Below are 19,427 nucleotides of genomic sequence, written 5' to 3' on the forward strand. Positions count from 1 at the left end.
GTGCCGCTTGCGTGGGCGATCCTCTAAAGCGTCCTTTGGGCGAATGCAATAGCAATTCGAAAAAAATCATGACTTTGGTTGCGGATGGCTGAGTTGCGGAATTTGCATCACTTTTCCGCCTGGGTGCGCGAACGATAGTCCTCCAGCGAAACCGGCCGGTCGGGGATCTCGATGCGGAACTGCGTGCCGGCCGTTGGTTTTTCGACGAGAGCGATCGTGCCGCCATGCGCAAGGACCAGTTCGCGCGCGATTGTCAGGCCAAGACCCGTGCCGCCGCTGCGCGCCGAACCACGGAAGGCCGCAAACAGATTCTGCCGGGCCTTCACCGGCATGCCTGGCCCGGTATCATCAACGATGATGCTGACGACGCTGCCGACCCGCTGTGCCGACACCGTGATGCGTTTGACGCCGTCGGAAGCCGTTTCGCCGGTCAGCGCCTGCAACGCATTGCGGCAGAGATTGTGGATCACGCGGAAGATCTGCTCGCTATCGGCGTCAATTTCTATGTCCGGCGGCATTTGCTCGGCAAACTCCACGCCGCTATGCGGATCGATCGCCAGCATATCGCGCACCTCCTGCGTCAAATCGTAGAGCCTGACGCGCCGGCGGCGCGGCGCCGATTCGCTTGCCTGCCCGAAGGAGAGCACTTCCGTCGTATAGCCGACTGCGCGATCGATCGTGCGCAGCAGCTTTGGTGCAAAGCTCTTTACCATCGGGTCATCGACATCCACGAGACGGTCAGACATCAGCTGCGCCGAGGCGAGGATGTTGCGCATGTCGTGATTGATCTTGGAGACCGCAAGGCCGAGTGCCGCGAGATTCTTCTGTTGCTTCAGCGTCTTTTGCAGCTCCATTTGCATCGCCGTCAGATGCCGTCCCGCGACCGCCAGTTCATCGCGCCCGCCGTCGCCCACGAAGACATGCTGCGGGTTTTCCGGATCGGCTGAAAATTGCTGCATACTGCCGGTCAGCCTGCGGATCGGGCGGATCAGGATGCGGTTGATGACGAAGAAGATCAGCGTCGCGGTAAAGAGCGAGATCAGCACGGAGAGAAGCAGAACATTGCGCGCGTAGACGAGCATCGCCGTGCGCAAGGGCTTTTCCTTCATCAGCACTTCGACGCCCATGTTCGTCTCGCCGACCGGACCGTAAACGCGGATGATGCGGTTGCCGCCAAAAAGCAGCGTGTCCAGCGCGTCTCCCATGGAACTGATCGGCGTGGTTTTGGTCAGGTCGTATTGCTCATCGACGGATGTCGGCATGCTGCTCATCGCGAGAAGCCGGGAGGTGCCTTCCTTGCGAAGAACGATCGCCTTCGTGCCGGTCGCCGCCAATGTCTCCTTCTGCAAAGCGCGCGGCAGTTCGACGGGCTGCAGACCATCGATGACGATGGCGGCGGCGGCAGCCGTGTTCAGCTTGTCCTCCAGCCAGCGGATGCGCATTGTCGCGATGGACGGGAAGAACACCAGCACTTCGGCGAGCATGATAAAGAGGACGGTCAGCCAGAGCAGTTTGCCCGACAGGCCGCCGAACGCGCCCGCCGGACGGCCATTCACGCTGTCCATCGCACTATCGACGTTCGAATTTTCGCCTTGGTGTTGCTCCGGCATTGTCATTCCGATCGGCGGAAGCGCCTGACACTCACCCTTTATAATACCCGATCGAACTGCGCTTTCAAATCTTCGCGAACAACGGCATGCCGTTACAAAAGAAAACGCCGCCCGGAGGCGGCGTTTTCCGACTGTCGAAGATACTCAGAACTCTTCCCAGTTCTGGCCGGCGACCGCCGCGTTGCCGTTGAAGGCCCGCGAGACGGTATTCATTACCCGGCGCGCCGGCGAGGCGACCGGACGATGTTCTTCGCGGCGGGCAACGGCGACCGGCATAGCAGCCGCATTCGATATCCTGAAGCGGGCGATAAGATTGACGAGGCCGTCGGCTTCTGCGGAGAGCTTGTGCGTCGCAGCCGAGGTTTCCTCGACCATCGCTGCATTCTGCTGCGTCACCTGGTCCATCTGGTTTATCGCGGTGTTGACCTCCTTGAGGCCGGTCGACTGCTCCTTGGCGGCGGTGGCGATCGAGTGAATGTGATCGTTGATCGCAATAACACGGGTTTCGATCTCGCCAAGCGCCTCGCCCGTCGCCTGCACCAGCTTCACGCCGACATGAACTTCATCGCCGGATTTGGTGATGAGCGCCTTGATATCCTTTGCTGCCGTTGCCGAGCGCTGGGCAAGTTCGCGAACTTCCTGCGCGACGACGGCGAAGCCCTTGCCTGCGTCCCCGGCACGTGCCGCTTCGACACCCGCATTCAGTGCTAGAAGGTTGGTCTGGAAAGCGATCTCGTCAATCACGTTGATGATCTGGCTGATCTCGCGCGATGCCTGCTCGATGCGGCCCATGGCATCGACTGCGTTACGGACGACGACGCCGGAGCGGCCGGCATTGTCCTTCGCTTCCGAGACCATGATGCTGGCCTCCTGCGCCCGTTCCGTCGAGTTCTGCACGACGGCCGTGATCTCATCGAGGGCTGCGGAGGTCTGCTCGAGGGCTGCCGCCTGTTGCTCCGTGCGCCTGGAGAGGTCATCGCTGGCAACGCGGAGCTCGTTGGTGTTGCCATTGATCGCTTCGGTGGTCTCGCGGATCTCGCGCATGGTCGTCTGCAGCGTCTGGAACGTGTTGTTGACGTTCTGCTGCAACTCGGCGAAGACACCCTGGAAGTCGCCGCGCATGGTCTGCATCAGATCGCCATCCGCAAGACTTGCAATGACGCGGCGGGTTTCGCCGACGCCGGCATCGACGCTCGAAAGCAATGTATTGATATTGCCTGCGAACTGATTGAGATTCTCGTCCTCATAGTCCTTCTCGATACGGCGGCTGAAATCACCAGCAGCTGCGGAAGCGACCACCACGGACATGCTGGACTGCAGGTCATCGCTCTTGGCGCGCATGGCCGTTTCCTGCGCATTCAGACGCTTGATGGCAAGGCCGTTTTCCTTGAAGACGGCGACGGCGGCTGCCATCTGGCCGATTTCGTCGTTGCGCCCGGCATAAGGCACTTCCGCCTCGAAATTGCCGTTGGCGACTTCGTTGATCGCGGCGGTGACGCGCTTGATCGGACGGCTGAGATGATTGGTGCCGATGTAGAAGCCCATGCCGACGCCTGTCGAAATACCAACGCCAGCAATGGCGAGCACGAGCCAGAACAGCGACGCACGGAAAGCTTCGATCTCGGCATCGACAGCCTGCAGCTCGGCCTTGTCGGTCTTTACGATCGAATCGATCTCGGCCTGGAAGGCCTTTCGGTTCGCACGGTTTGCCTCGTTGTTGCCTTGGGTGTTCGCAGCTGCCGGACCGACTTCGGTGCCGAGGCGGGCCGTCTCGGTGCGGAAAGTGCGAAACTCTTTGGCGCGTTCGACGAGCTTTCCAAAGCTTTCCTTCTGGCTTTCGGGAACCAGCGGCGCCCATCCGGCGATGACCTTGTCGATCTCATCGAGATCGGCCGTCAGGCCCTTGGCGAAGTTACCGGTATCCTTGATTTCCTTCGCCGCGTAGATACCGCGGGATTCCATAACCGTCGCAGTCACGAAGCGGTTGAGCCGCTCGCCAGCATAGGCGCGCTGTGAGGCACTCTTATACGCGCTGAATTTATTGTTGTACTCGTTCATGGCAACGAGGGCGGTCGCGCCGATAATAAGGGCGACAGCTGCCATAACGGAAACGAGCAAATTGATCTTGCCGCGGATTTTCAAAGGAATGCCTCCTGAGGGACTAACGACAGTCTGGAAAGCAAATTCCCAGCCGATAGGATGAAGATCGGCTAAATTTCTTAATGTTACATTTCGAATGCGATGATTTAGTACTACAAAAAATTACCCATATTATTCGGACATCGACGGCTTTCTTCGCAAAAATGGCATGGACTTGAGAAAAAAATCGCAGATCGCATGTCCGTTAGCACGGAACCAGCAAAATTCAACCTTTCGATGCATTGAGCGTAATCGTTAATACCACGATGCGAATTTTCGCAGTGTCAAACGGCCGACTGATGAATCACCGGGCGATAATTGACTTCTTGGGGCTTCATCCGTATAAGCCGCCGCACGTTCGGTCACTTTGGTCTTTGGCCTCGCCCGTTCGAAAAACAACGCTCCTTGCAATATATGCAAATTCAAGAAGGGCCGCACTCCGCGGTGTTTAAATAAATGAAGCGTACCTACCAACCATCGAAGCTTGTCCGCAAGCGCCGCCACGGTTTCCGTGCGCGTATGGCCACCAAGGGCGGCCGCAAGGTCATCGTTGCCCGCCGCGCGCGTGGCCGCAAGCGTCTTTCGGCCTAAGGCCGATTGCCCGGTTAAAGATGGCGGGCGAAATGACGACCACTGAAAAAAATATTGCAGGGCGGCTGAAAAGCCGCCCGCAATTTCTTGCTGTCCGCAACGGCGAAAAGCGCAGGGGTGGCCTCTTCCTGCTTGAGGTTTTCGACCGGAACGAGCCCGAGACCGAAGCCCGCGTCGGCTTCACCGTCACCAAGAAACATGGCAACGCAGTTGAACGGAACCGCATGCGCCGCCGCCTCAAAGAGGCGGTGCGGCTTCATGCGGGGTTTGCAATGCAGCCCGGACACGACTATGTGGTTGTCGCGCGAAGAGACTGCCTCACGGCGTCCTTCAAAGAATTGAGCGCGGAGCTTAAGGCACGCGTCGAAAACAAGCCGAAACACAGGCGATCCTCCGACGGACGCCCCAGGAACGTATGATGCAAAACAACCGCAATTATTTCATTGCGATCGCTCTTTCGGTGCTGATCGTTCTCGGCTGGCAGTTTCTTTACATGAATCCGCGGATCGAGGCTCAGCGCAAGGCGCAGGAAGCCCAGAAAGCGCAGCAGCAGACCGAACAGACGCAGGCCCCTGCCGCAGGCGGCCAGCCCGCACAGCAGCAAACAAGCGGCGCCGCGCCGACCGGCCAGGCGGCTGCGACCGCAACGCGCGAGGAAGCGCTTGCCAAGGCGCCGCGTGTTGTGATCGACACGGAAGCGCTCGCAGGCTCCATCAACCTGGCGGGTGCCCGCCTCGACGACCTGAAGCTTAAGGGCTATCACGAGACCGTCGACAAGAGCAGCCCGATCATTACGCTTTTCTCGCCGGCCGATACCAAGGATGGCTACTTCACCGAACTCGGCTATATCGGTAGCGACCAGACCGGCGCGGTTCCCGGCGCGTCGACCATTTGGACGGCGCCGGAAGGCGCCAAGCTCACCGACAAGTCGCCGGTGACGCTGACCTATACCAACGACAGGGGCCTGACCTTTGCGCGGACGATTTCAGTCGACGACCGCTACATGTTCACCGTCACGGACAAGGTGACGAACAGCGGCAGCGCTCCGGCCTCCATTTCCTCCTACGGCCGCGTTACCCGCTACAACAAACCGACGACGCCCTCCGTTTACGTCCTGCATGAGGGCTTTATCGGCGTCATCGGCGACGGCCTGGTCGAGAGCAAGTACTCTGCTGTCGAGGAGGAAGCCGTCACGCCCGCCAAGTCCACCGGCGGCTGGCTTGGCATGACCGACAAGTACTGGGCCGCGACGATCGTCCCGCCGCAGAAATCGGCTTATGAAGCGCGCTTCTCGCATTTCACCGACGGCCAACCACGCTATCAGGCTGACTACAAGGAAGACGCCGTAACGGTTGCCCCCGGACAGTCCATTGAACTCAAGAACCTCGTCTTCGCCGGCGCCAAGGAAGTTCCGGTCATCGACGGTTACGAGGCCTCCTATCAGATCCCGCGTTTCGACCGCCTGATCGACTGGGGCTGGTTCTATTTCATTACCAAGCCGATGTTCAAGCTGATGGATTTCTTCTTCCGCTACTTCGGCAACTTCGGCGTCGCGATCCTAATGACGACGATTGTCGTCAAGGGCCTATTCTTCCCGCTTGCCAGCAAGCAGTACGCCTCGATGGCGAACATGAAGCGCGTGCAGCCGAAGATGGAGGAGCTCAAAGCCAAGTTCGGCGACGACCGCATGGGCCTGCAGCAGGCGATGATGCAACTCTACAAGGAAGAGAAGATCAATCCGATTGCCGGCTGCTGGCCGATCGCGTTGCAGATTCCGGTCTTCTTCGCGCTCTACAAGGTCATCTACATCACGATCGAAATGCGGCATGCGCCGTTCTTCGGCTGGATTCAGGATCTCTCGGCTCCCGATCCGACCACGATCGTCAACCTCTTCGGCCTGCTCCCCTTCGAAGCGCCCGCCCTCCTGCATCTCGGGATATGGCCACTCATCATGGGTGTGACGATGTTCGTGCAGATGCGCATGAACCCGACGCCGCCCGACCCGACACAGGCGATGATCTTCAACTGGATGCCGCTGGTCTTTACCTTCATGCTGGCAAGCTTCCCGGCCGGCCTCGTCATTTACTGGGCCTGGAACAATACGCTCTCCGTTATGCAGCAAGGGGTCATCATGCGCCGCCACGGCGTGAAGATCGAGCTCTTCGACAATCTCAAGGGCTTGTTCCGGCGAAAACCGGCGCCATCGAAATGAATGAAAAGCCTCGCTTCGGCGGGGCTTTTTCTTTTCGGCAAAAGAGCGCACCGAGTGCATCGGTTGACAAAATCGCCCGAAACCTGAATGCCATACACGCAATGAATTAGGACGCTGGAAAAGCGGAATGACGCAAAAGAACGAAAAGCCACTCTTCGGGCGCCCATGGATCTTCATCCGCGGCGTGCCTTCCATGAAGTTCCTGCCGCCGGAAGGGCCACTGGAAGTGGCATTTGCCGGACGCTCGAATGTCGGCAAGTCGTCACTCATCAATGCGCTTGTCGGGCATAAGGGGCTGGCGCGTACCTCGAATACGCCGGGCCGGACGCAGGAGCTGAACTACTTCGTGCCGGACGGTTATTCCGGCGAAGGCGGCGACCTGCCACCGATGGCGCTCGTCGATATGCCGGGCTACGGCTATGCGCAGGCGCCGAAGGATCAGGTCGATGCCTGGACGAAACTTGTGTTCGATTATCTGCGCGGCCGGGCAACGCTGAAGCGCGTCTACGTGCTGATCGACAGCCGCCATGGCATCAAGAAGAACGACGAAGACGTTCTGAGCCTGCTCGACAAAGCCGCCGTTTCCTACCAGATCGTACTGACCAAGACCGACAAGATTAAACCGCCCGCGGTCGCCAAGCTGCTTACGGACACCACCGAGAAGATCAAAAAGCGTCCGGCGGCCTTCCCGCTCGTCATCGCAACCTCCTCAGAGAAGAGCGAGGGATTGGACGAGTTGCGCCAGGCGATTGCGGATACAGTTGAGATTTCCTACTGGAAATGAAGGAGGCGCCCCCGAGGCGCCTCCCTCCTTCGTCCTGCAATCCCAGTCCAATCACGTCTTAGGCAGAAGCACCTTGTCAACGACATGGATAACGCCGTTCGACTGCTTGACATCGGCGATCGTCACATGTGCCGTGCCTCCCATTTCATCGGTCAGCGTGATCTTGCCCATGCTCTCCTTGGCCTTCAGCACGCAGCCGCCCACCGTCTTGATGTCGTGTTCGCCGCCATCGTCCTTGATCATTTTGGCGACGGTCTTCGCCATCGCATCGGCAGCGACCACGTGACAGGTCAGCACCTTGACGAGCGCGGCCTTGTTTTCCGGCTTCAGAAGCGCCTCGACCGTGCCCTTCGGCAGGGCGGCGAAAGCCTCGTTGGTCGGTGCGAAGACCGTGAACGGGCCTTTGCCTTCGAGCGTGCCGACGAGCCCGCCAGCTTTAACCGCGGCGACTAGGGTGGTGTGGTCCTCCGAGTTGACAGCATTTTCGATGATGTTCTTCGTCGGGTACATCGGAGCGCCACCTACCATGGGGTTCTTGGCCTGCGCAGCGAAGGCGGTTGCGGATATGGCAGTGGCAAGCGCGATGTTGCGCAAAGCAGACTTCATCATGATCGTTCTCCTCACGTCCGGCGCCGGTTCGCGTGCGGAATGCCTCGGCCCGCCCGGACACCGAGATGTACGGGGCGATGCAGGAAGAGTTTCAGAGGAGACGATTTTGTCTAGCGGCGATGCGTGGTGCCGCTGGCGACAACTGGTCCCGTCGGTGCACCGGTCGTCGAGCCGCCAAAAGGCTCAAGGCTGACGGCGAGCGTCACGCCTTCGGCAATATTGCCGCGCAGATCAGCGGGGATGATAAGCTCACCATTTTCACCCGGCTGGAAAATACCGAGCGACCTGGGAGCTCCGCTTCCGGGAACCAGCCAGAGCTCCAGCGATTTTTTCTCTGTGCCGCCGGCCGCGACAGGAACAAGGCGGAGGCGGCCGCTTTCGGCGTGGTAGGAGGCAAGCAGATTGACTTGGCTGTCGGCGGACGACAATTCGGCGACCAGCGACGACGAACCATTCGGCGGAACAACGCCGGAGGCGAAGATGATTGCGCCGATTGCGACGACCAGCGAGGCGAAGGTCAGCGAGCGCCAGAAGACAGCGGAATTCCAAAGGCCCCGCGAGAAGGACCGCGAAAGCTCCGGCTCGCCGAAAAGGCGCGCCTCGATCTGCTTGAAGGTTTCCCGGTCCGGGGTCGCGGCTACCTCATACTCATCGTTGAAAGCAGAGAGGTTCGTTTCCCAGCGGCTGACGATCGCGGCAAACTGGCGGTCCCTGCGCATGCGCTCCTCGACCACACGGCGATCCTGAAACGAAAGAACACCAAGCACGTACTCGCCGGCGAGCACTTCATCACGGGAGCGGCCTCCCTTGCTTTGATCCGGCGATGTCATCGCTCCATGCACTCTCTCAGCTTCAAAAGGCTGCGCCGCAGCCATGTCCGCATGGTGTTCAGCGGAACGCCAAACTGATCGGCAAGTTCCTGGTAGCTCAGTCCTTCGACATAGGCTCTCTTCACCGCCTGCGCCCGATCAGCTTCCAACTCTTCCATGCAGGTGTCAATCCGCCTTCCTTCATCGGACAGCACAGCCTGCTTTTCCGGGTCGAGGCCGGGATCGGGAAGATCGTATTCACTGTTCAACTCGTCGGCGACAGGCTTTCGCGCCCGCATCGCATCGATCGCCTGGTTGCGGGCAATCGCTGCAAGCCAGGAAGACGGCGCGCCCTGAGTCGCGACGAAGGCGCCGGAGCGCTGCCAGATCTTTACATAGACCTCCTGCAGGGCCTCCTCGGCTTCAACGCGATCGTTCAGGATACGCAGGCATATGGAGAAAAGTTTCGGGCTCGTCTCCTTGTAAAGATCGGCAAAAGCCCTCCGGTCGGCCATGGCGATGCGGCCTATCAATTGCGCGATTTCATCGCTCGTCATGCCGCGGCCCATCTATCTTTGACACGATGCCAATAAAGGGCGACGGCTCAAATTGACAAGAGGCACAGCAACTAATGCGCCGGGCATTATTCCATCTGTCAAAAACTTGAGATAAAAGGCCGCGATCCATTCTGCGGGGTATGCCATGAACCAGTCCGAAAGCGAAACCCAAGCACGCCTTCTCGCACAGGCGCTGCCTTTCATGCAGCGCTACGAGAATAAGACGATCGTCGTCAAATACGGCGGCCATGCCATGGGCAATCCCGAACTCGGCAAGGCTTTCGCCAGCGACATCGCGCTTTTGAAGCAGTCCGGCGTCAACCCGATCGTCGTCCATGGCGGCGGTCCGCAGATCGGCGCGATGCTGACGAAGATGGGCATCGAGTCGAAGTTCGAAGGCGGTCTTCGCGTCACCGATGCCAAGACGGTCGAGATCGTCGAGATGGTGCTTGCCGGCTCCATCAACAAGGAGATCGTGGCGCTCATCAACCAGACGGGCGAATGGGCGATCGGGCTTTGCGGCAAGGACGGCAACATGGTCTTTGCCGAAAAGGCGCAGAAAAAGGTCAAGGATCCGGATTCGAATATCGAGCGCGTGCTTGACCTCGGCTTCGTCGGCGAAGTGGTCGAAGTCGACCGCACGCTGCTCGACCTGCTCGCCCGCTCGGAGATGATCCCGGTCATCGCCCCGGTCGCCCCCGGCCGCGACGGTGCGACCTACAACATCAATGCCGACACTTTCGCAGGCGCTATCGCCGGGGCGCTGAACGCCACGCGCCTGCTCTTCCTGACGGACGTTCCCGGCGTGCTCGACAAGCAGGGAAATCTGATCAAAGAACTCTCCGTTGCTCAGGCGCACGCGCTGATCGCCGACGGCACGATTTCCGGCGGCATGATCCCGAAGGTCGAAACCTGCATCGACGCGATCAAGGCCGGCGTCCAGGGCGTCGTCATCCTGAACGGCAAGACGGCCCATTCCGTGCTGCTCGAAATCTTCACCGAGCACGGCGCCGGAACGCTGATCGTTCCGTAATTCAAGCTTGGCCCGCGGCGGCGAAAACCGCCTCGGCTGCCTCCTTCAACTTCTCCATCATTGCGCGATAAGGCCCCGGCCCATAACTGACACGGCCGACACCGAGCGTTGCCAGCGTCTTCACGTCCGGCACGCCTTGCCGCATCATGATGTTGACCGGCCGTGTAACCGCTTCACAGAGCCGGCGGATCAGGTCCTGGTTCGACAATCCCGGCGCAAAGAAGCCGCTGGCGCCAGCCTCAGCATAGGCGGCTGCCCGCTCGATCGCCTCGTCCACCAGCGGCACATGCCGGTCGGGATCGGAGAATTTGAGGAACAGGTCGGTGCGGGCATTGATGAAGAACGGAATGCCCTTCGTCTCGGCCATCTCGCGGATGGCGCGAATGCGTGCGACCTGCTGATCGATCGGATGCAGCCCGTTGCCGCCGACGACCTGGTCCTCGAAATTGATGCCGACGGCGCCTGCATCAATCAGCTTCGCAACGTTGGCGGCGGCTTCCGCTGGCTCGGTCGAATAGGCGCCCTCGAAATCCACGGAGAGGGGCAAGTCGTTGGCAGCAGTGATCGATTGCACTGTTGCGACAAGCGCCTCCAGCGGGATTTTTTCGCCGTCGGCATAACCTTGCGCCGCGGCAACCGACCAGCTGCCTGTCGCAAGCGCCCTGGCGCCTGCGTCGCTGACTGCCTTCGCCGTACCGGCATCCCAGATGTTGTAGAGGACGACAGGATTGCCCTTCCGATGAAGTGCGCCGAACGCCTTCGCCTTTTCCACGTGATTCATTGAACTTCCTCCTCAAACAGCCCTGGGGGCCTCATTTTTCCTTCGTGACGTAAAAGCCATTGCTTGCGCCAGAGCCCGCCGCCATATCCGGTCAGCGATCCGTCCGCGCCGACCACGCGATGGCAGGGGATGACGATGGCGAGCTGGTTTGCGCCGTTGGCCCGACCGACCGCGCGCATCATCTGCGGATTTTCCATTTCCCTTGCGAGATCACCATAGCAACGCGTTTCTCCGACAGGAATTTCCAGAAGCTTCGCCCAGACCGCCCGCTCGAAGGCCGTGCCGTTGCCGAGCGCCAATGGTGTCTGGAAATCTGCGGATTTGCGCTCGAAATAGGCCCGCAGCTCGGCATCGATCTGCTCGATCGCAGGCGTTCGCCCGGCGGCAACGGAGGAGTGCGTCTTCCGCTGCAGGTTTTCCAGTTCAGCCGGCAGCGCCTTCCGATCATGGAATTCCAGAAGATGCAGGTGCGTCTGATCAGCCACCGCGACCATCGGCCCGAGCGGCGTTTCGAACCAGTCCGCAAAGAGCAGTTCCCGGTTCTGTGACATGGCAGGCGCCTTGCCAATCAATCGCTGAAACGCGGCGCGAAACCCGCTGCCCGACTCGTAACCGGCATCCAACTGGGCATCGATGACGCGGGCGCCGCCTGCGAGCTGTCTTGCCGCCTCGCCGAGGCGCCGGTATCGGGCGATGTCGAGGAAGGTCACGCCAAGCGATCGTTTGAACGCACGCCGCACGGTGGAAGGATCATAGCCGTTGCGGATCAAGTCGTCCTCGGTCCATCGCGCCGCCGGATCGCGGTCGAGCGCTTCCAGCAGTTCGCCGACGATCGGTTCCCTGCCCGTCTGTTCCAGCGGCTTACAGCGCTGGCAGGGCCGGAAACCGGACTGTATGCAAGTGGCGATGGAACCGTGGAAGAGCGTGTTCTCCCGCTTCGGCTTGCGGGCCGGACAGGTCAATCGACAGAAGACGCCGGTCGTCCTCACGCAGACATAGGCGAGCCCCTCATAATCGGAGCTGCGGGCGATCAGCGCATCATAGAGCGTATCTTCATTGGGGAGATCGAAAAGCATGAAAGCCTTTTATCATCCCTTCCCGTTGCCGTCCGTCGAAAATCGGGCGTCTATTTTTTGTTCGGCAATTTCCTTGGCCCGTGCCATAACGCCGCCATGACCAAGATAGATCGTACTCCGACCAAAGCCGATTTTGCGCATGTGACCGAATGGGTCTTCGACCTCGACAACACGCTTTATCCACATCACGTGAATCTCTTCGCGCAGATCGATAAGAACATGACGGCCTATGTTTCTGCCCTCCTCCAGATGGAGCGGGACGAGGCACGCAAGCTGCAGAAGCAATATTATCTCGATCATGGCACGACGCTGCAGGGTCTGATGATCCATCACGGCGTCGATCCGAACGACTTTCTGGAAAAGGCCCATGCCATCGACTATTCGGGCCTTACGGCTCAGCCGGAATTGGGCGCGGCGATCAAGGCACTTCCGGGCCGCAAGTTCATCTTCACCAACGGCAGCGTCAAGCATGCCGAAATGACCGCCGGTGCGCTCGGCATCCTCGAACATTTCGACGATATCTTCGACATCGTCGCCGCGGATTTCGTGCCGAAACCGGCGCATGTCACCTATGACAAGTTCATGGCGCTAAAACGCGTCGAAACCGGCAAGGCGGCCATGTTCGAGGATCTCCCGCGCAACCTTGTGGTTCCGAAGGCGCTCGGCATGCAGACTGTCTTGCTCGTGCCGAACAATCTCGAGGAAACCGTCGTCGAATGGTGGGAACAAACCAGCGGCGACGAGGATCATATCGATTTCGTCACCGACGATCTGGCTGGGTTTCTGGCAAGGGTTGGGGACTAGGTTACGAAAGTTTCACCGAGCTTACCCATGTTTGATTGGTCAAATTGACACATTGGCGCTACCTTTCGAGCGTGATCCCCAGCGAGATTGCGAACCCGAAAGGAAATACGATGTCTCGGAACACGCTGACACTGATCGCACTTTCCTCCGTCATGATCGTCGGTGCTGCAGCCGGCGCCAGTTTTGCCGCTCCTGGCGACAGGGCCCGCCAACCGTCGCGCCAGATGATGGGCGACGGTATGCGCGCTGAAGCAATGCGCGAGGTTGCCTTTGTGCGTATGTTGAAGCAGTTCGACACCAGCAAAGACGGCCAGATTTCCAAACAGGAAGCCCAGGACGGCATTGGGAAGGTCTTTGCCGCGATCGATGCAAATAACGACGGGTCGCTGACGCCGGGCGAGATCCGCAAGTACCATGAAGCCCAAATGGAGGACCGCAGGGCACGGGATGACCAAATGGGCGCCAATGACGACAGCGTGCCCAACGCTCCGCGGACGGCCGACAACGGCGACCAGCCGAAGATTCCGAAGCGCGCCGACCGTGATCGAGGCGACGGCGATCGCGGCCGCGGCGATCAGCGCTGGGGGATGCGCGACGGTGGCAGGATGATGTTCACGTCTATGATGCGCCGCGTGGACGCGGACGAGAACGGCCAGATTTCCAAGCAGGAGGCCGAGGCTGCCTTCGACATGTTCTTCATTCGCATGGATCGCAGCAAGGACGGCGTGATCTCGATCGACGACATGCCGGATCGACCGCTCCTGTAAGCTGGAATTTATCGAAACCGATGCCCGCCGCAATTCGAGGCGGGTTCTTTATGACTCATGCTCGTAAAAATCCTGGATGATCTTCCAGGCAGCATCCGCCGAATCGACGAAGCTGATCAGCTTCAGGTCGTCAGGCGCGATCGTGCCGAATTCGGCAAGTGCCTCGAAATTGACGATGCTGCGCCAGAACTTCTCGCCGAAGAGAATGAGCGGCATCTTTTCCATGCGTCCCGTCTGGATGAGCGTCAGGCATTCGAAGAATTCGTCGAGGGTTCCGAACCCTCCCGGAAATACCGCGATCGCTTTCGCCCGCACCATGAAATGCATCTTGCGGATCGCGAAATAATGGAAATTGAAGCTGAGCTCCGGCGTCACATAGGCGTTTGGGGCCTGCTCGTGCGGCAGCACGATATTGAGGCCGATCGAGGGGGCGCCTTCATCGGCCGCTCCGCGGTTTCCCGCTTCCATGACGCCCGGACCGCCGCCCGTTACGATCACATACTCATGGAAATCGAAGCTGGCGGAATATTTTGAGCATAGCCGGGCGAATTTGCGTGCCTCGTCATAGTAGACGGAGGCTGCCTCCAGATTCGCACGCTGGATGTCGTTGCGGGCTGCCCATGCGCTCTGGCCAGGGGCGGGAATACGCGCGCCGCCGAACAAGACCACGGTGGATTTGATGCCGCGCTCCGTCAGCATCATCTCGACTTTGAGGAGTTCCAGTTGGAGACGGATCGGCCGCAATTCCTCGCGGCAGAGAAAGTCGTCGTCGGCATAGGCGAGGCGATAGGAAGGAGCAAGCGTTTGCGGCGTCTTCGGCACGGCCAGTGCGCGATGCCTGTCGATCTCGCTCGATTTCAGCGGAGCCCAGACTCCATTCTTGCGCCTGGGCTTGCCATTCTTTCCCTTCACCATTTCAAAATGCCCTTCAAGAAAGCCGGCAATACTTGCCGGGTATGTCTATAACGCCTTGAATCCAGAAACGATCTCGTTCGAAAAATCATTCCATTTTAGCCGCTCATGCGATAGAGCAGATCGCATCCCGCCGATCACAATTCCCGGAGACTTCTCAGTCTCAGGATAAAGTTCGAAGTTTAAGGAATTCTCATGAGCGCCACCAACCTCGCATCCCTCGAAAAGACCATCGAAGCGGCCTTCGACAACCGCGAAAACGTGAACGCGTCGACGAAAGGCGAAGTTCGCGAAGCTGTCGAGGCAGCGCTCGAACTCCTCGACGGTGGCAAGGTTCGCGTCGCCGAGCGCGGCGCCGATGGCATCTGGACGGTCAATCAGTGGCTCAAGAAAGCCGTCCTGATTTCCTTCCGCCTGAACGACATGGAAGTCGTCAAGGGCGGTTCAGGCAATTCCACCTGGTGGGACAAGGTGCCCTCCAAGTTCGAAGGCTGGGGTGAGAATCAGTACCGTGCCGCGGGCTTCCGCGCCGTTCCGAACTGCGTCGTCCGCCGCTCGGCCCACATCGCCAAGAACGTCGTGCTGATGCCCTCCTTCGTCAATCTCGGCGCCTATGTCGATGAAGGCACGATGGTCGATACCTGGGCCACCGTCGGTTCCTGCGCGCAGATCGGCAAACATGTGCATCTCTCCGGTGGTGTCGGCATCGGCGGCGTGCTGGAGCCGATGCAGGCCGGCCCGACGATCATCGAAGACAACTGCTTCATCGGCGCCCGCTCGGAGGTCGTCGAAGGCTGCATCATCCGCGAAGGCTCGGTGCTCGGCATGGGCGTCTTTATCGGCAAGTCGACCAAGATCGTCGATCGCACCACCGGCGAAGTCATGTACGGCGAAGTGCCGCCCTATTCCGTCGTCGTTGCCGGTTCCATGCCGAGTGCCAACAAGACCATGGCAAACGGCCAGCCTGCACCGCATCTCTATTGCGCCGTGATCGTCAAGCGCGTCGACGAACGGACCCGCTCGAAGACCGGCATCAATGAATTGCTGCGCGACTAAGCTTTCAGTGACAGCCGGATTCCGATCCGGTAAACAGACGGCGTTCTTTTTTCAGCGAGGCGGTTCGCCGCCTTGCCATGTCTTTGCCATTCCCGCCGGATAATTCGACGCTCATGACCGCCACCGATCCCGTCGCCAATCTTCAGACGCTCATCCGCTGCCCCTCCGTGACGCCTGCCGAAGGCGGCGCGCTTTCTGCGCTCGACGCCATGCTCTCGCCTCTGGGTTTTACGGTGGACAAGGTGAAAGCGACGGAAGCCGGCACGCCCGACATCGAAAACCTTTACGCGCGCCTGGGCAGTGACGGCCCGCATCTGATGTTCGCGGGACACACGGACGTCGTCCCGGTTGGCGACGAAGCCGCATGGACACATCCGCCCTTCGCCGCCGAGATTGCTGGCGGCGAGCTCTTCGGTCGTGGCGCGGTCGACATGAAGGGCGGGATCGCCTGCTTCGTGGCAGCCGTTTCCCGGTACGTCGAAAAACATGGAAATCCAAAGGGCTCGATCTCCTTCCTGATCACCGGCGATGAAGAAGGCCCGGCGATCAACGGCACGATCAAACTCCTGCAATGGGCGACAGAACGCGGCGAGCGCTGGGATGCCTGCCTCGTCGGCGAGCCAACCAATCCGGATGCCCTCGGCGAGATGATCAAGATCGGCCGCCGAGGTTCACTCTCCGGCAAGATCACGGTGCACGGCGTTCAGGGCCACGCCGCCTATCCGCACCTCGCAGACAATCCGGTACGCGGCATGCTGCAGCTCACCAGCGCATTAATGGATCCCCCCTTCGACAATGGAACGGAGAACTTCCAACCGTCGAATCTCGAAGTGACGACCATCGATGTGGACAATCCGGCCACCAATATCATTCCGGCGAAGGCAACGGCGAGCTTCAACATCCGCTTCAACGACACCTGGACGGTTGACACGTTACAGGTGGAAATCCTCCGTCGTCTTGACGTCGCTGCCAAGGACGGCGTGTTGCGCCCCGGCCGTGAGCCGGTAAGATATGACATAGTCTGGGCCGACCGGCCGAGCCATGTCTTCCTCACCCACAACAACGCACTGATTGCATCACTCTCCTCTGCCGTGGAAAGCATTGCAGGCAAGGCACCGAAGCTTTCGACCACCGGCGGCACGTCGGACGCGCGTTTCATCAAGGATTATTGCCCGGTCGTCGAATTCGGGCTCGTCGGGCAGACCATGCACATGGTCGATGAACGCGTTACCGTTTCCGATCTCGAAACGCTGACGCAGATCTACGAAGCCTTTATCGAGCGCTGGTTTGTGAATGCCGGGGCTTAGGGAGGTTCAATACTATCTGTCGGGTTTGTGGCTGCTGATCCGTATGGATACGCGCGGCTTCCGGCTTCTCGACATGTCAGACCGCGGCGTCAACCGCTCTTTCTGGGCGATGGCCTGGTGCCTGCCGCCGATGGGCATTTCGTGGCTCTGGTGGCGTCAGGCTTTCCTGCAGTCGATGCCGCCGCATGTCGAAGTCGGCCTGCCCTTCTATTTCCGCTTGGGTCTGGTCGAAATCGCCAACTGGTTCGTGCCGCTGGTCTTTGCTGGACTGTTGCTGTTTGCCTTCCGCATGGGTGATCGCTTTGCCGCCGTGGTCGTCAGCGTCAACTGGCTGGGCGTGCCGCTTTCCTACATCAACGGTCTGCTGCTGGCGCTGGTCTTCTTCATTCCCGGCGCCATCAGCGTCGTGTCGGTCCTGCTCCTGGTCTTCATGATGGCGCAGGTCTTCATGCTTGCAAGGATTTTGCGGATGATCTTCCACGGCCACGGGCTGATGGTCGGGGCGCTGACGCTGGCTCTGCTGGTGCCGACCATGATCTTCGCTGAATATCTCCAGCGCTTCCTTGGCATTTATCCGGTCTAGGCCGACGATCTGGCGTAGTTCAGGTCATGACAGATCGTCATCACCATTTTCTTCTGTCCGCTTGCGCCGGTCGATGATGACCGCCGGATAATCGACCTGCATGAAATAAAGCCCCTCCGGCGGGGCGACCGGACCGCAGGCCTTGCGGTCCCGTGCTTCGAGCGCGGCACGCACATCCTCCGGCGTCCACTTGCCTTCTCCCGCGAGCTTCAGCGTTCCAGCGAAGGAGCGGATCTGGTTGTGCAGGAAGCTCTGCGCCGTTGCGCGGATTTCGATGAGTTCGCCGTTCCGCGTCACGTCGAGCCGGTCGAGCGTGCGGACCGGGCTGTTTGCCTGGCAGTGCGCGGAGCGGAAGGTGGTAAAATCATGCTTGCCGACCAGGATCTGGGCGGCCGCGTGCATCACGTGATGATCGAGCGCCTTCGGCACCCACCAGGCCTTGCCCGCTTCGAGCGCCAGCGGCGCGCGGCGGCTGACGATGCGGTAGAGATAATGCCGCCGGAGCGCCGAGAAGCGGGCGTCGAAGAATTCGCTCGCCACCGTCACGTCGAGGATCGAGACGGCCTCGCCGGCAAGCTTCAGATGGGCATTCAGCGCATTCTGCAACTTGAAGGGCGACCATTCCTTCGCGAGATCGGCGTGGATCACCTGCCCCATCGCATGCACGCCGGAATCCGTGCGACCCGCACCGCGGATCGACACGGTCTCGCCGCTCGCCGACAGGATCGCCTTCTCGATCGCCCCCTGTGCCGACGGCCCGTTTTCCTGCCGCTGCCAGCCGACATAGGCACGGCCGTCATATTCGACCGTCATGCGGTAGCGCGGCATCAGGAAAGCCTCGTGCCCACAGCAAGCGGCGTCCCGCGCAGGAAATCGGCGGCGGCGAGCGGCTTGCCGCCGGCCTTCTGCAGCTTCGTCAGCCGTACCGCGCCGGAAACGCAGGCAACCACCAGATCGTCCGTCAGCACCTCTCCGGGATTCCCCTGCCCTTCGGCAGGCATCGAACCCAACACTTTCACCCGCTCCGGCTTGCCGCCGATCCCTATCTCGAACCAGGCACCCGGAAATGGCGACAGTCCGCGGATATGATTGTGAACGTCCGTTGCACCCCTGCCGAAATCGATCCGCGTCTCGCCCTTGTCGATCTTCGCGGCATAGAGGACTCCCTCTTCCGGCTGCGGCGTCAGCGGCAGGTCGCCCATTTCGAGCTTGACCATCGCTTCAGCGATGGCCTTCGCGCCGACGTACATCAGCTTGTCATGCAGTTCACCGGCCGTCATGTTCGGTCCGATCTCGACTTCGCGGGTCAACGCGACGGGGCCGGTATCGAGCCCCTTGTCCATCTTCATTACCATCATGCCGGTCTTTTCGTCGCCTGCCATGATCGCTCTCTGGATGGGTGCTGCGCCGCGCCAGCGCGGCAGCAGCGAGGCATGGCCATTGTAGCAGCCGTTTCGCGTTCCGTTCAAAATCGCCTCCGGCAGCAGCAGCCCATAGGCGACGACAACCGCCACATCCGCATTGAGCGCCCGGAAGCGCTCCCGTTCTTCCGGCTCCTTGAAATTGACCGGTGTGAAGACCGGCAGGCCGAGGAGTTCGGCGGCCTGATGCACCGGCGACTTCTGCAGGTCGAGACCGCGCCGTCCGCCCGGCCGCGGCGGCTGCGTATAGACCGCAACGATCTGATGCCCCGCATCCACCAGCTTGCGCAGGGTCAGGACCGAGAACTCCGGCGTTCCCATGAAAATGATGCGAAGCGACATTCTATCCCGCCAGGTTTTAGGGCCGCCCGCCGCC

At 60.3% G+C, this 19,427-nt stretch carries 20 protein-coding genes; 10 read left to right on the forward strand and 10 right to left on the reverse strand.

The annotated features are described in order from the left end of the window. Nucleotides 1–107: 107 nt before the first annotated feature. Both ACZ9BX_RS13265 and ACZ9BX_RS13270 read right to left on the reverse strand, forming a co-directional pair. Nucleotides 108–1,610: an ATP-binding protein gene (locus ACZ9BX_RS13265; protein WP_476218457.1), complete on the reverse strand. Its 1,503-nt coding sequence runs from the start codon at nucleotides 1,608–1,610 to the stop codon at nucleotides 108–110. Nucleotides 1,611–1,754: 144 nt separating this feature from the next. Then, complete coding sequence (locus tag ACZ9BX_RS13270) at nucleotides 1,755–3,752, reverse strand: methyl-accepting chemotaxis protein (RefSeq protein ID WP_476218458.1); 1,998 nt, start codon at nucleotides 3,750–3,752, stop codon at nucleotides 1,755–1,757. Between the two features lie 453 nt (nucleotides 3,753–4,205). Between ACZ9BX_RS13270 and rpmH the strand changes: the two genes are divergently transcribed. From rpmH to yihA, 4 genes are all read left to right on the forward strand, one after another. Continuing rightward, nucleotides 4,206–4,340, forward strand: a complete 135-nt coding sequence (gene rpmH / locus ACZ9BX_RS13275; RefSeq protein ID WP_016552555.1) for a 50S ribosomal protein L34 — start codon at nucleotides 4,206–4,208, stop codon at nucleotides 4,338–4,340. A 20-nt stretch (nucleotides 4,341–4,360) separates the two neighbouring features. Continuing rightward, nucleotides 4,361–4,759 (forward strand): ribonuclease P protein component, encoded by a 399-nt coding sequence (rnpA, locus tag ACZ9BX_RS13280; RefSeq protein ID WP_476218459.1) that lies wholly within the window; start codon nucleotides 4,361–4,363, stop codon nucleotides 4,757–4,759. Further along, entirely contained in the window at nucleotides 4,759–6,552 is a 1,794-nt protein-coding gene (gene yidC, locus ACZ9BX_RS13285; RefSeq protein ID WP_086996978.1) for a membrane protein insertase YidC, read from the forward strand. The genes rnpA and yidC overlap by 1 nt, the downstream gene beginning before the upstream one ends. A 127-nt stretch (nucleotides 6,553–6,679) precedes the next feature. Beyond that, complete coding sequence (gene yihA / locus ACZ9BX_RS13290; RefSeq protein ID WP_476218460.1) at nucleotides 6,680–7,336, forward strand: ribosome biogenesis GTP-binding protein YihA/YsxC; 657 nt, start codon at nucleotides 6,680–6,682, stop codon at nucleotides 7,334–7,336. Nucleotides 7,337–7,387: 51 nt separating this feature from the next. On the opposite strand, the gene ACZ9BX_RS13295 is transcribed toward yihA, so the two are convergent. From ACZ9BX_RS13295 to ACZ9BX_RS13305, 3 genes are all read right to left on the reverse strand, one after another. Further along, complete coding sequence (locus ACZ9BX_RS13295; RefSeq protein ID WP_476218461.1) at nucleotides 7,388–7,945, reverse strand: fasciclin domain-containing protein; 558 nt, start codon at nucleotides 7,943–7,945, stop codon at nucleotides 7,388–7,390. 110 nt (nucleotides 7,946–8,055) lie between these two features. After that, entirely contained in the window at nucleotides 8,056–8,775 is a 720-nt protein-coding gene (locus ACZ9BX_RS13300; RefSeq protein WP_476218462.1) for an anti-sigma factor, read from the reverse strand. Next, nucleotides 8,772–9,311: a sigma-70 family RNA polymerase sigma factor gene (locus tag ACZ9BX_RS13305; protein WP_027510775.1), complete on the reverse strand. Its 540-nt coding sequence runs from the start codon at nucleotides 9,309–9,311 to the stop codon at nucleotides 8,772–8,774. Before ACZ9BX_RS13305 ends, ACZ9BX_RS13300 begins: the two co-directional genes overlap by 4 nt. A gap of 145 nt (nucleotides 9,312–9,456) precedes the next feature. Here ACZ9BX_RS13305 and argB point away from each other — a divergent pair, with 145 nt between their 5' ends. Then, nucleotides 9,457–10,344: an acetylglutamate kinase gene (argB, locus tag ACZ9BX_RS13310; RefSeq protein ID WP_007529633.1), complete on the forward strand. Its 888-nt coding sequence runs from the start codon at nucleotides 9,457–9,459 to the stop codon at nucleotides 10,342–10,344. Between the two features lies 1 nt (nucleotide 10,345). On the opposite strand, the gene ACZ9BX_RS13315 is transcribed toward argB, so the two are convergent. Together ACZ9BX_RS13315 and ACZ9BX_RS13320 are read right to left on the reverse strand one after the other, a co-directional pair. After that, the gene (locus tag ACZ9BX_RS13315; RefSeq protein WP_476218463.1) at nucleotides 10,346–11,125 is read right to left on the reverse strand and encodes an isocitrate lyase/PEP mutase family protein; all 780 of its coding nucleotides are present in this window, start codon (nucleotides 11,123–11,125) and stop codon (nucleotides 10,346–10,348) included. Further along, the gene (locus tag ACZ9BX_RS13320) at nucleotides 11,122–12,201 is read right to left on the reverse strand and encodes a bifunctional transcriptional activator/DNA repair enzyme AdaA (RefSeq protein WP_476218464.1); all 1,080 of its coding nucleotides are present in this window, start codon (nucleotides 12,199–12,201) and stop codon (nucleotides 11,122–11,124) included. Before ACZ9BX_RS13320 ends, ACZ9BX_RS13315 begins: the two co-directional genes overlap by 4 nt. 96 nt (nucleotides 12,202–12,297) lie before the next feature. Between ACZ9BX_RS13320 and ACZ9BX_RS13325 the strand changes: the two genes are divergently transcribed. After that, nucleotides 12,298–13,005 (forward strand): pyrimidine 5'-nucleotidase, encoded by a 708-nt coding sequence (locus ACZ9BX_RS13325; RefSeq protein WP_476218465.1) that lies wholly within the window; start codon nucleotides 12,298–12,300, stop codon nucleotides 13,003–13,005. Between the two features lie 110 nt (nucleotides 13,006–13,115). Further along, nucleotides 13,116–13,772: an EF-hand domain-containing protein gene (locus ACZ9BX_RS13330; RefSeq protein WP_476218466.1), complete on the forward strand. Its 657-nt coding sequence runs from the start codon at nucleotides 13,116–13,118 to the stop codon at nucleotides 13,770–13,772. Nucleotides 13,773–13,820: 48 nt separating this feature from the next. Here the strand turns inward: ACZ9BX_RS13330 and ACZ9BX_RS13335 are convergent, their stop codons facing one another. Next, nucleotides 13,821–14,687: an LOG family protein gene (locus tag ACZ9BX_RS13335; RefSeq protein WP_476218467.1), complete on the reverse strand. Its 867-nt coding sequence runs from the start codon at nucleotides 14,685–14,687 to the stop codon at nucleotides 13,821–13,823. Between the two features lie 192 nt (nucleotides 14,688–14,879). Here ACZ9BX_RS13335 and dapD point away from each other — a divergent pair, with 192 nt between their 5' ends. From dapD to ACZ9BX_RS13350, 3 genes are all read left to right on the forward strand, one after another. Next, nucleotides 14,880–15,740 carry a 2,3,4,5-tetrahydropyridine-2,6-dicarboxylate N-succinyltransferase gene (dapD, locus tag ACZ9BX_RS13340; protein ID WP_476218468.1) on the forward strand — a complete coding sequence of 287 codons (861 nt, stop codon included), beginning with the start codon at nucleotides 14,880–14,882 and terminating at the stop codon, nucleotides 15,738–15,740. 113 nt (nucleotides 15,741–15,853) lie between these two features. Continuing rightward, a complete protein-coding gene (gene dapE, locus ACZ9BX_RS13345; RefSeq protein WP_476220003.1) occupies nucleotides 15,854–17,047 on the forward strand; it encodes a succinyl-diaminopimelate desuccinylase in 1,194 nt (397 codons plus the stop codon). Further along, nucleotides 17,034–17,630 (forward strand): hypothetical protein, encoded by a 597-nt coding sequence (locus ACZ9BX_RS13350; protein ID WP_476218469.1) that lies wholly within the window; start codon nucleotides 17,034–17,036, stop codon nucleotides 17,628–17,630. The genes dapE and ACZ9BX_RS13350 overlap by 14 nt, the downstream gene beginning before the upstream one ends. 24 nt (nucleotides 17,631–17,654) lie before the next feature. Here ACZ9BX_RS13350 and truA read toward each other — a convergent pair whose 3' ends face one another. Together truA and fmt are read right to left on the reverse strand one after the other, a co-directional pair. Further along, nucleotides 17,655–18,458 (reverse strand): tRNA pseudouridine(38-40) synthase TruA, encoded by an 804-nt coding sequence (gene truA / locus ACZ9BX_RS13355; protein ID WP_476218470.1) that lies wholly within the window; start codon nucleotides 18,456–18,458, stop codon nucleotides 17,655–17,657. Beyond that, nucleotides 18,458–19,393 carry a methionyl-tRNA formyltransferase gene (gene fmt, locus ACZ9BX_RS13360; protein WP_476218471.1) on the reverse strand — a complete coding sequence of 312 codons (936 nt, stop codon included), beginning with the start codon at nucleotides 19,391–19,393 and terminating at the stop codon, nucleotides 18,458–18,460. The genes truA and fmt overlap by 1 nt, the downstream gene beginning before the upstream one ends. Nucleotides 19,394–19,427: the final 34 nt, after the last annotated feature.

It is taken from the genome of Rhizobium sp. USDA 3886 (genome assembly GCF_056279785.1).

Bases quoted from the DNA above. Each gene is read 5' to 3' on its own strand.
- ACZ9BX_RS13265 (WP_476218457.1), bottom strand. From the start codon at position 1,610: ATGCCGGAGCAACACCAAGGCGAAAATTCGAACGTCGATAGTGCGATG.
- rpmH (WP_016552555.1), top strand. From the start codon at position 4,206: ATGAAGCGTACCTACCAACCATCGAAGCTTGTCCGCAAGCGCCGCCAC.
- rnpA (WP_476218459.1), top strand. From the start codon at position 4,361: ATGGCGGGCGAAATGACGACCACTGAAAAAAATATTGCAGGGCGGCTG.
- yidC (WP_086996978.1), top strand. From the start codon at position 4,759: ATGCAAAACAACCGCAATTATTTCATTGCGATCGCTCTTTCGGTGCTG.
- yihA (WP_476218460.1), top strand. From the start codon at position 6,680: ATGACGCAAAAGAACGAAAAGCCACTCTTCGGGCGCCCATGGATCTTC.
- ACZ9BX_RS13295 (WP_476218461.1), bottom strand. From the start codon at position 7,945: ATGATGAAGTCTGCTTTGCGCAACATCGCGCTTGCCACTGCCATATCC.
- ACZ9BX_RS13300 (WP_476218462.1), bottom strand. From the start codon at position 8,775: ATGACATCGCCGGATCAAAGCAAGGGAGGCCGCTCCCGTGATGAAGTG.
- ACZ9BX_RS13305 (WP_027510775.1), bottom strand. From the start codon at position 9,311: ATGACGAGCGATGAAATCGCGCAATTGATAGGCCGCATCGCCATGGCC.
- argB (WP_007529633.1), top strand. From the start codon at position 9,457: ATGAACCAGTCCGAAAGCGAAACCCAAGCACGCCTTCTCGCACAGGCG.
- ACZ9BX_RS13315 (WP_476218463.1), bottom strand. From the start codon at position 11,125: ATGAATCACGTGGAAAAGGCGAAGGCGTTCGGCGCACTTCATCGGAAG.
- ACZ9BX_RS13320 (WP_476218464.1), bottom strand. From the start codon at position 12,201: ATGCTTTTCGATCTCCCCAATGAAGATACGCTCTATGATGCGCTGATC.
- ACZ9BX_RS13325 (WP_476218465.1), top strand. From the start codon at position 12,298: ATGACCAAGATAGATCGTACTCCGACCAAAGCCGATTTTGCGCATGTG.
- ACZ9BX_RS13330 (WP_476218466.1), top strand. From the start codon at position 13,116: ATGTCTCGGAACACGCTGACACTGATCGCACTTTCCTCCGTCATGATC.
- ACZ9BX_RS13335 (WP_476218467.1), bottom strand. From the start codon at position 14,687: ATGGTGAAGGGAAAGAATGGCAAGCCCAGGCGCAAGAATGGAGTCTGG.
- dapD (WP_476218468.1), top strand. From the start codon at position 14,880: ATGAGCGCCACCAACCTCGCATCCCTCGAAAAGACCATCGAAGCGGCC.
- dapE (WP_476220003.1), top strand. From the start codon at position 15,854: ATGACCGCCACCGATCCCGTCGCCAATCTTCAGACGCTCATCCGCTGC.
- ACZ9BX_RS13350 (WP_476218469.1), top strand. From the start codon at position 17,034: ATGCCGGGGCTTAGGGAGGTTCAATACTATCTGTCGGGTTTGTGGCTG.
- truA (WP_476218470.1), bottom strand. From the start codon at position 18,458: ATGCCGCGCTACCGCATGACGGTCGAATATGACGGCCGTGCCTATGTC.
- fmt (WP_476218471.1), bottom strand. From the start codon at position 19,393: ATGTCGCTTCGCATCATTTTCATGGGAACGCCGGAGTTCTCGGTCCTG.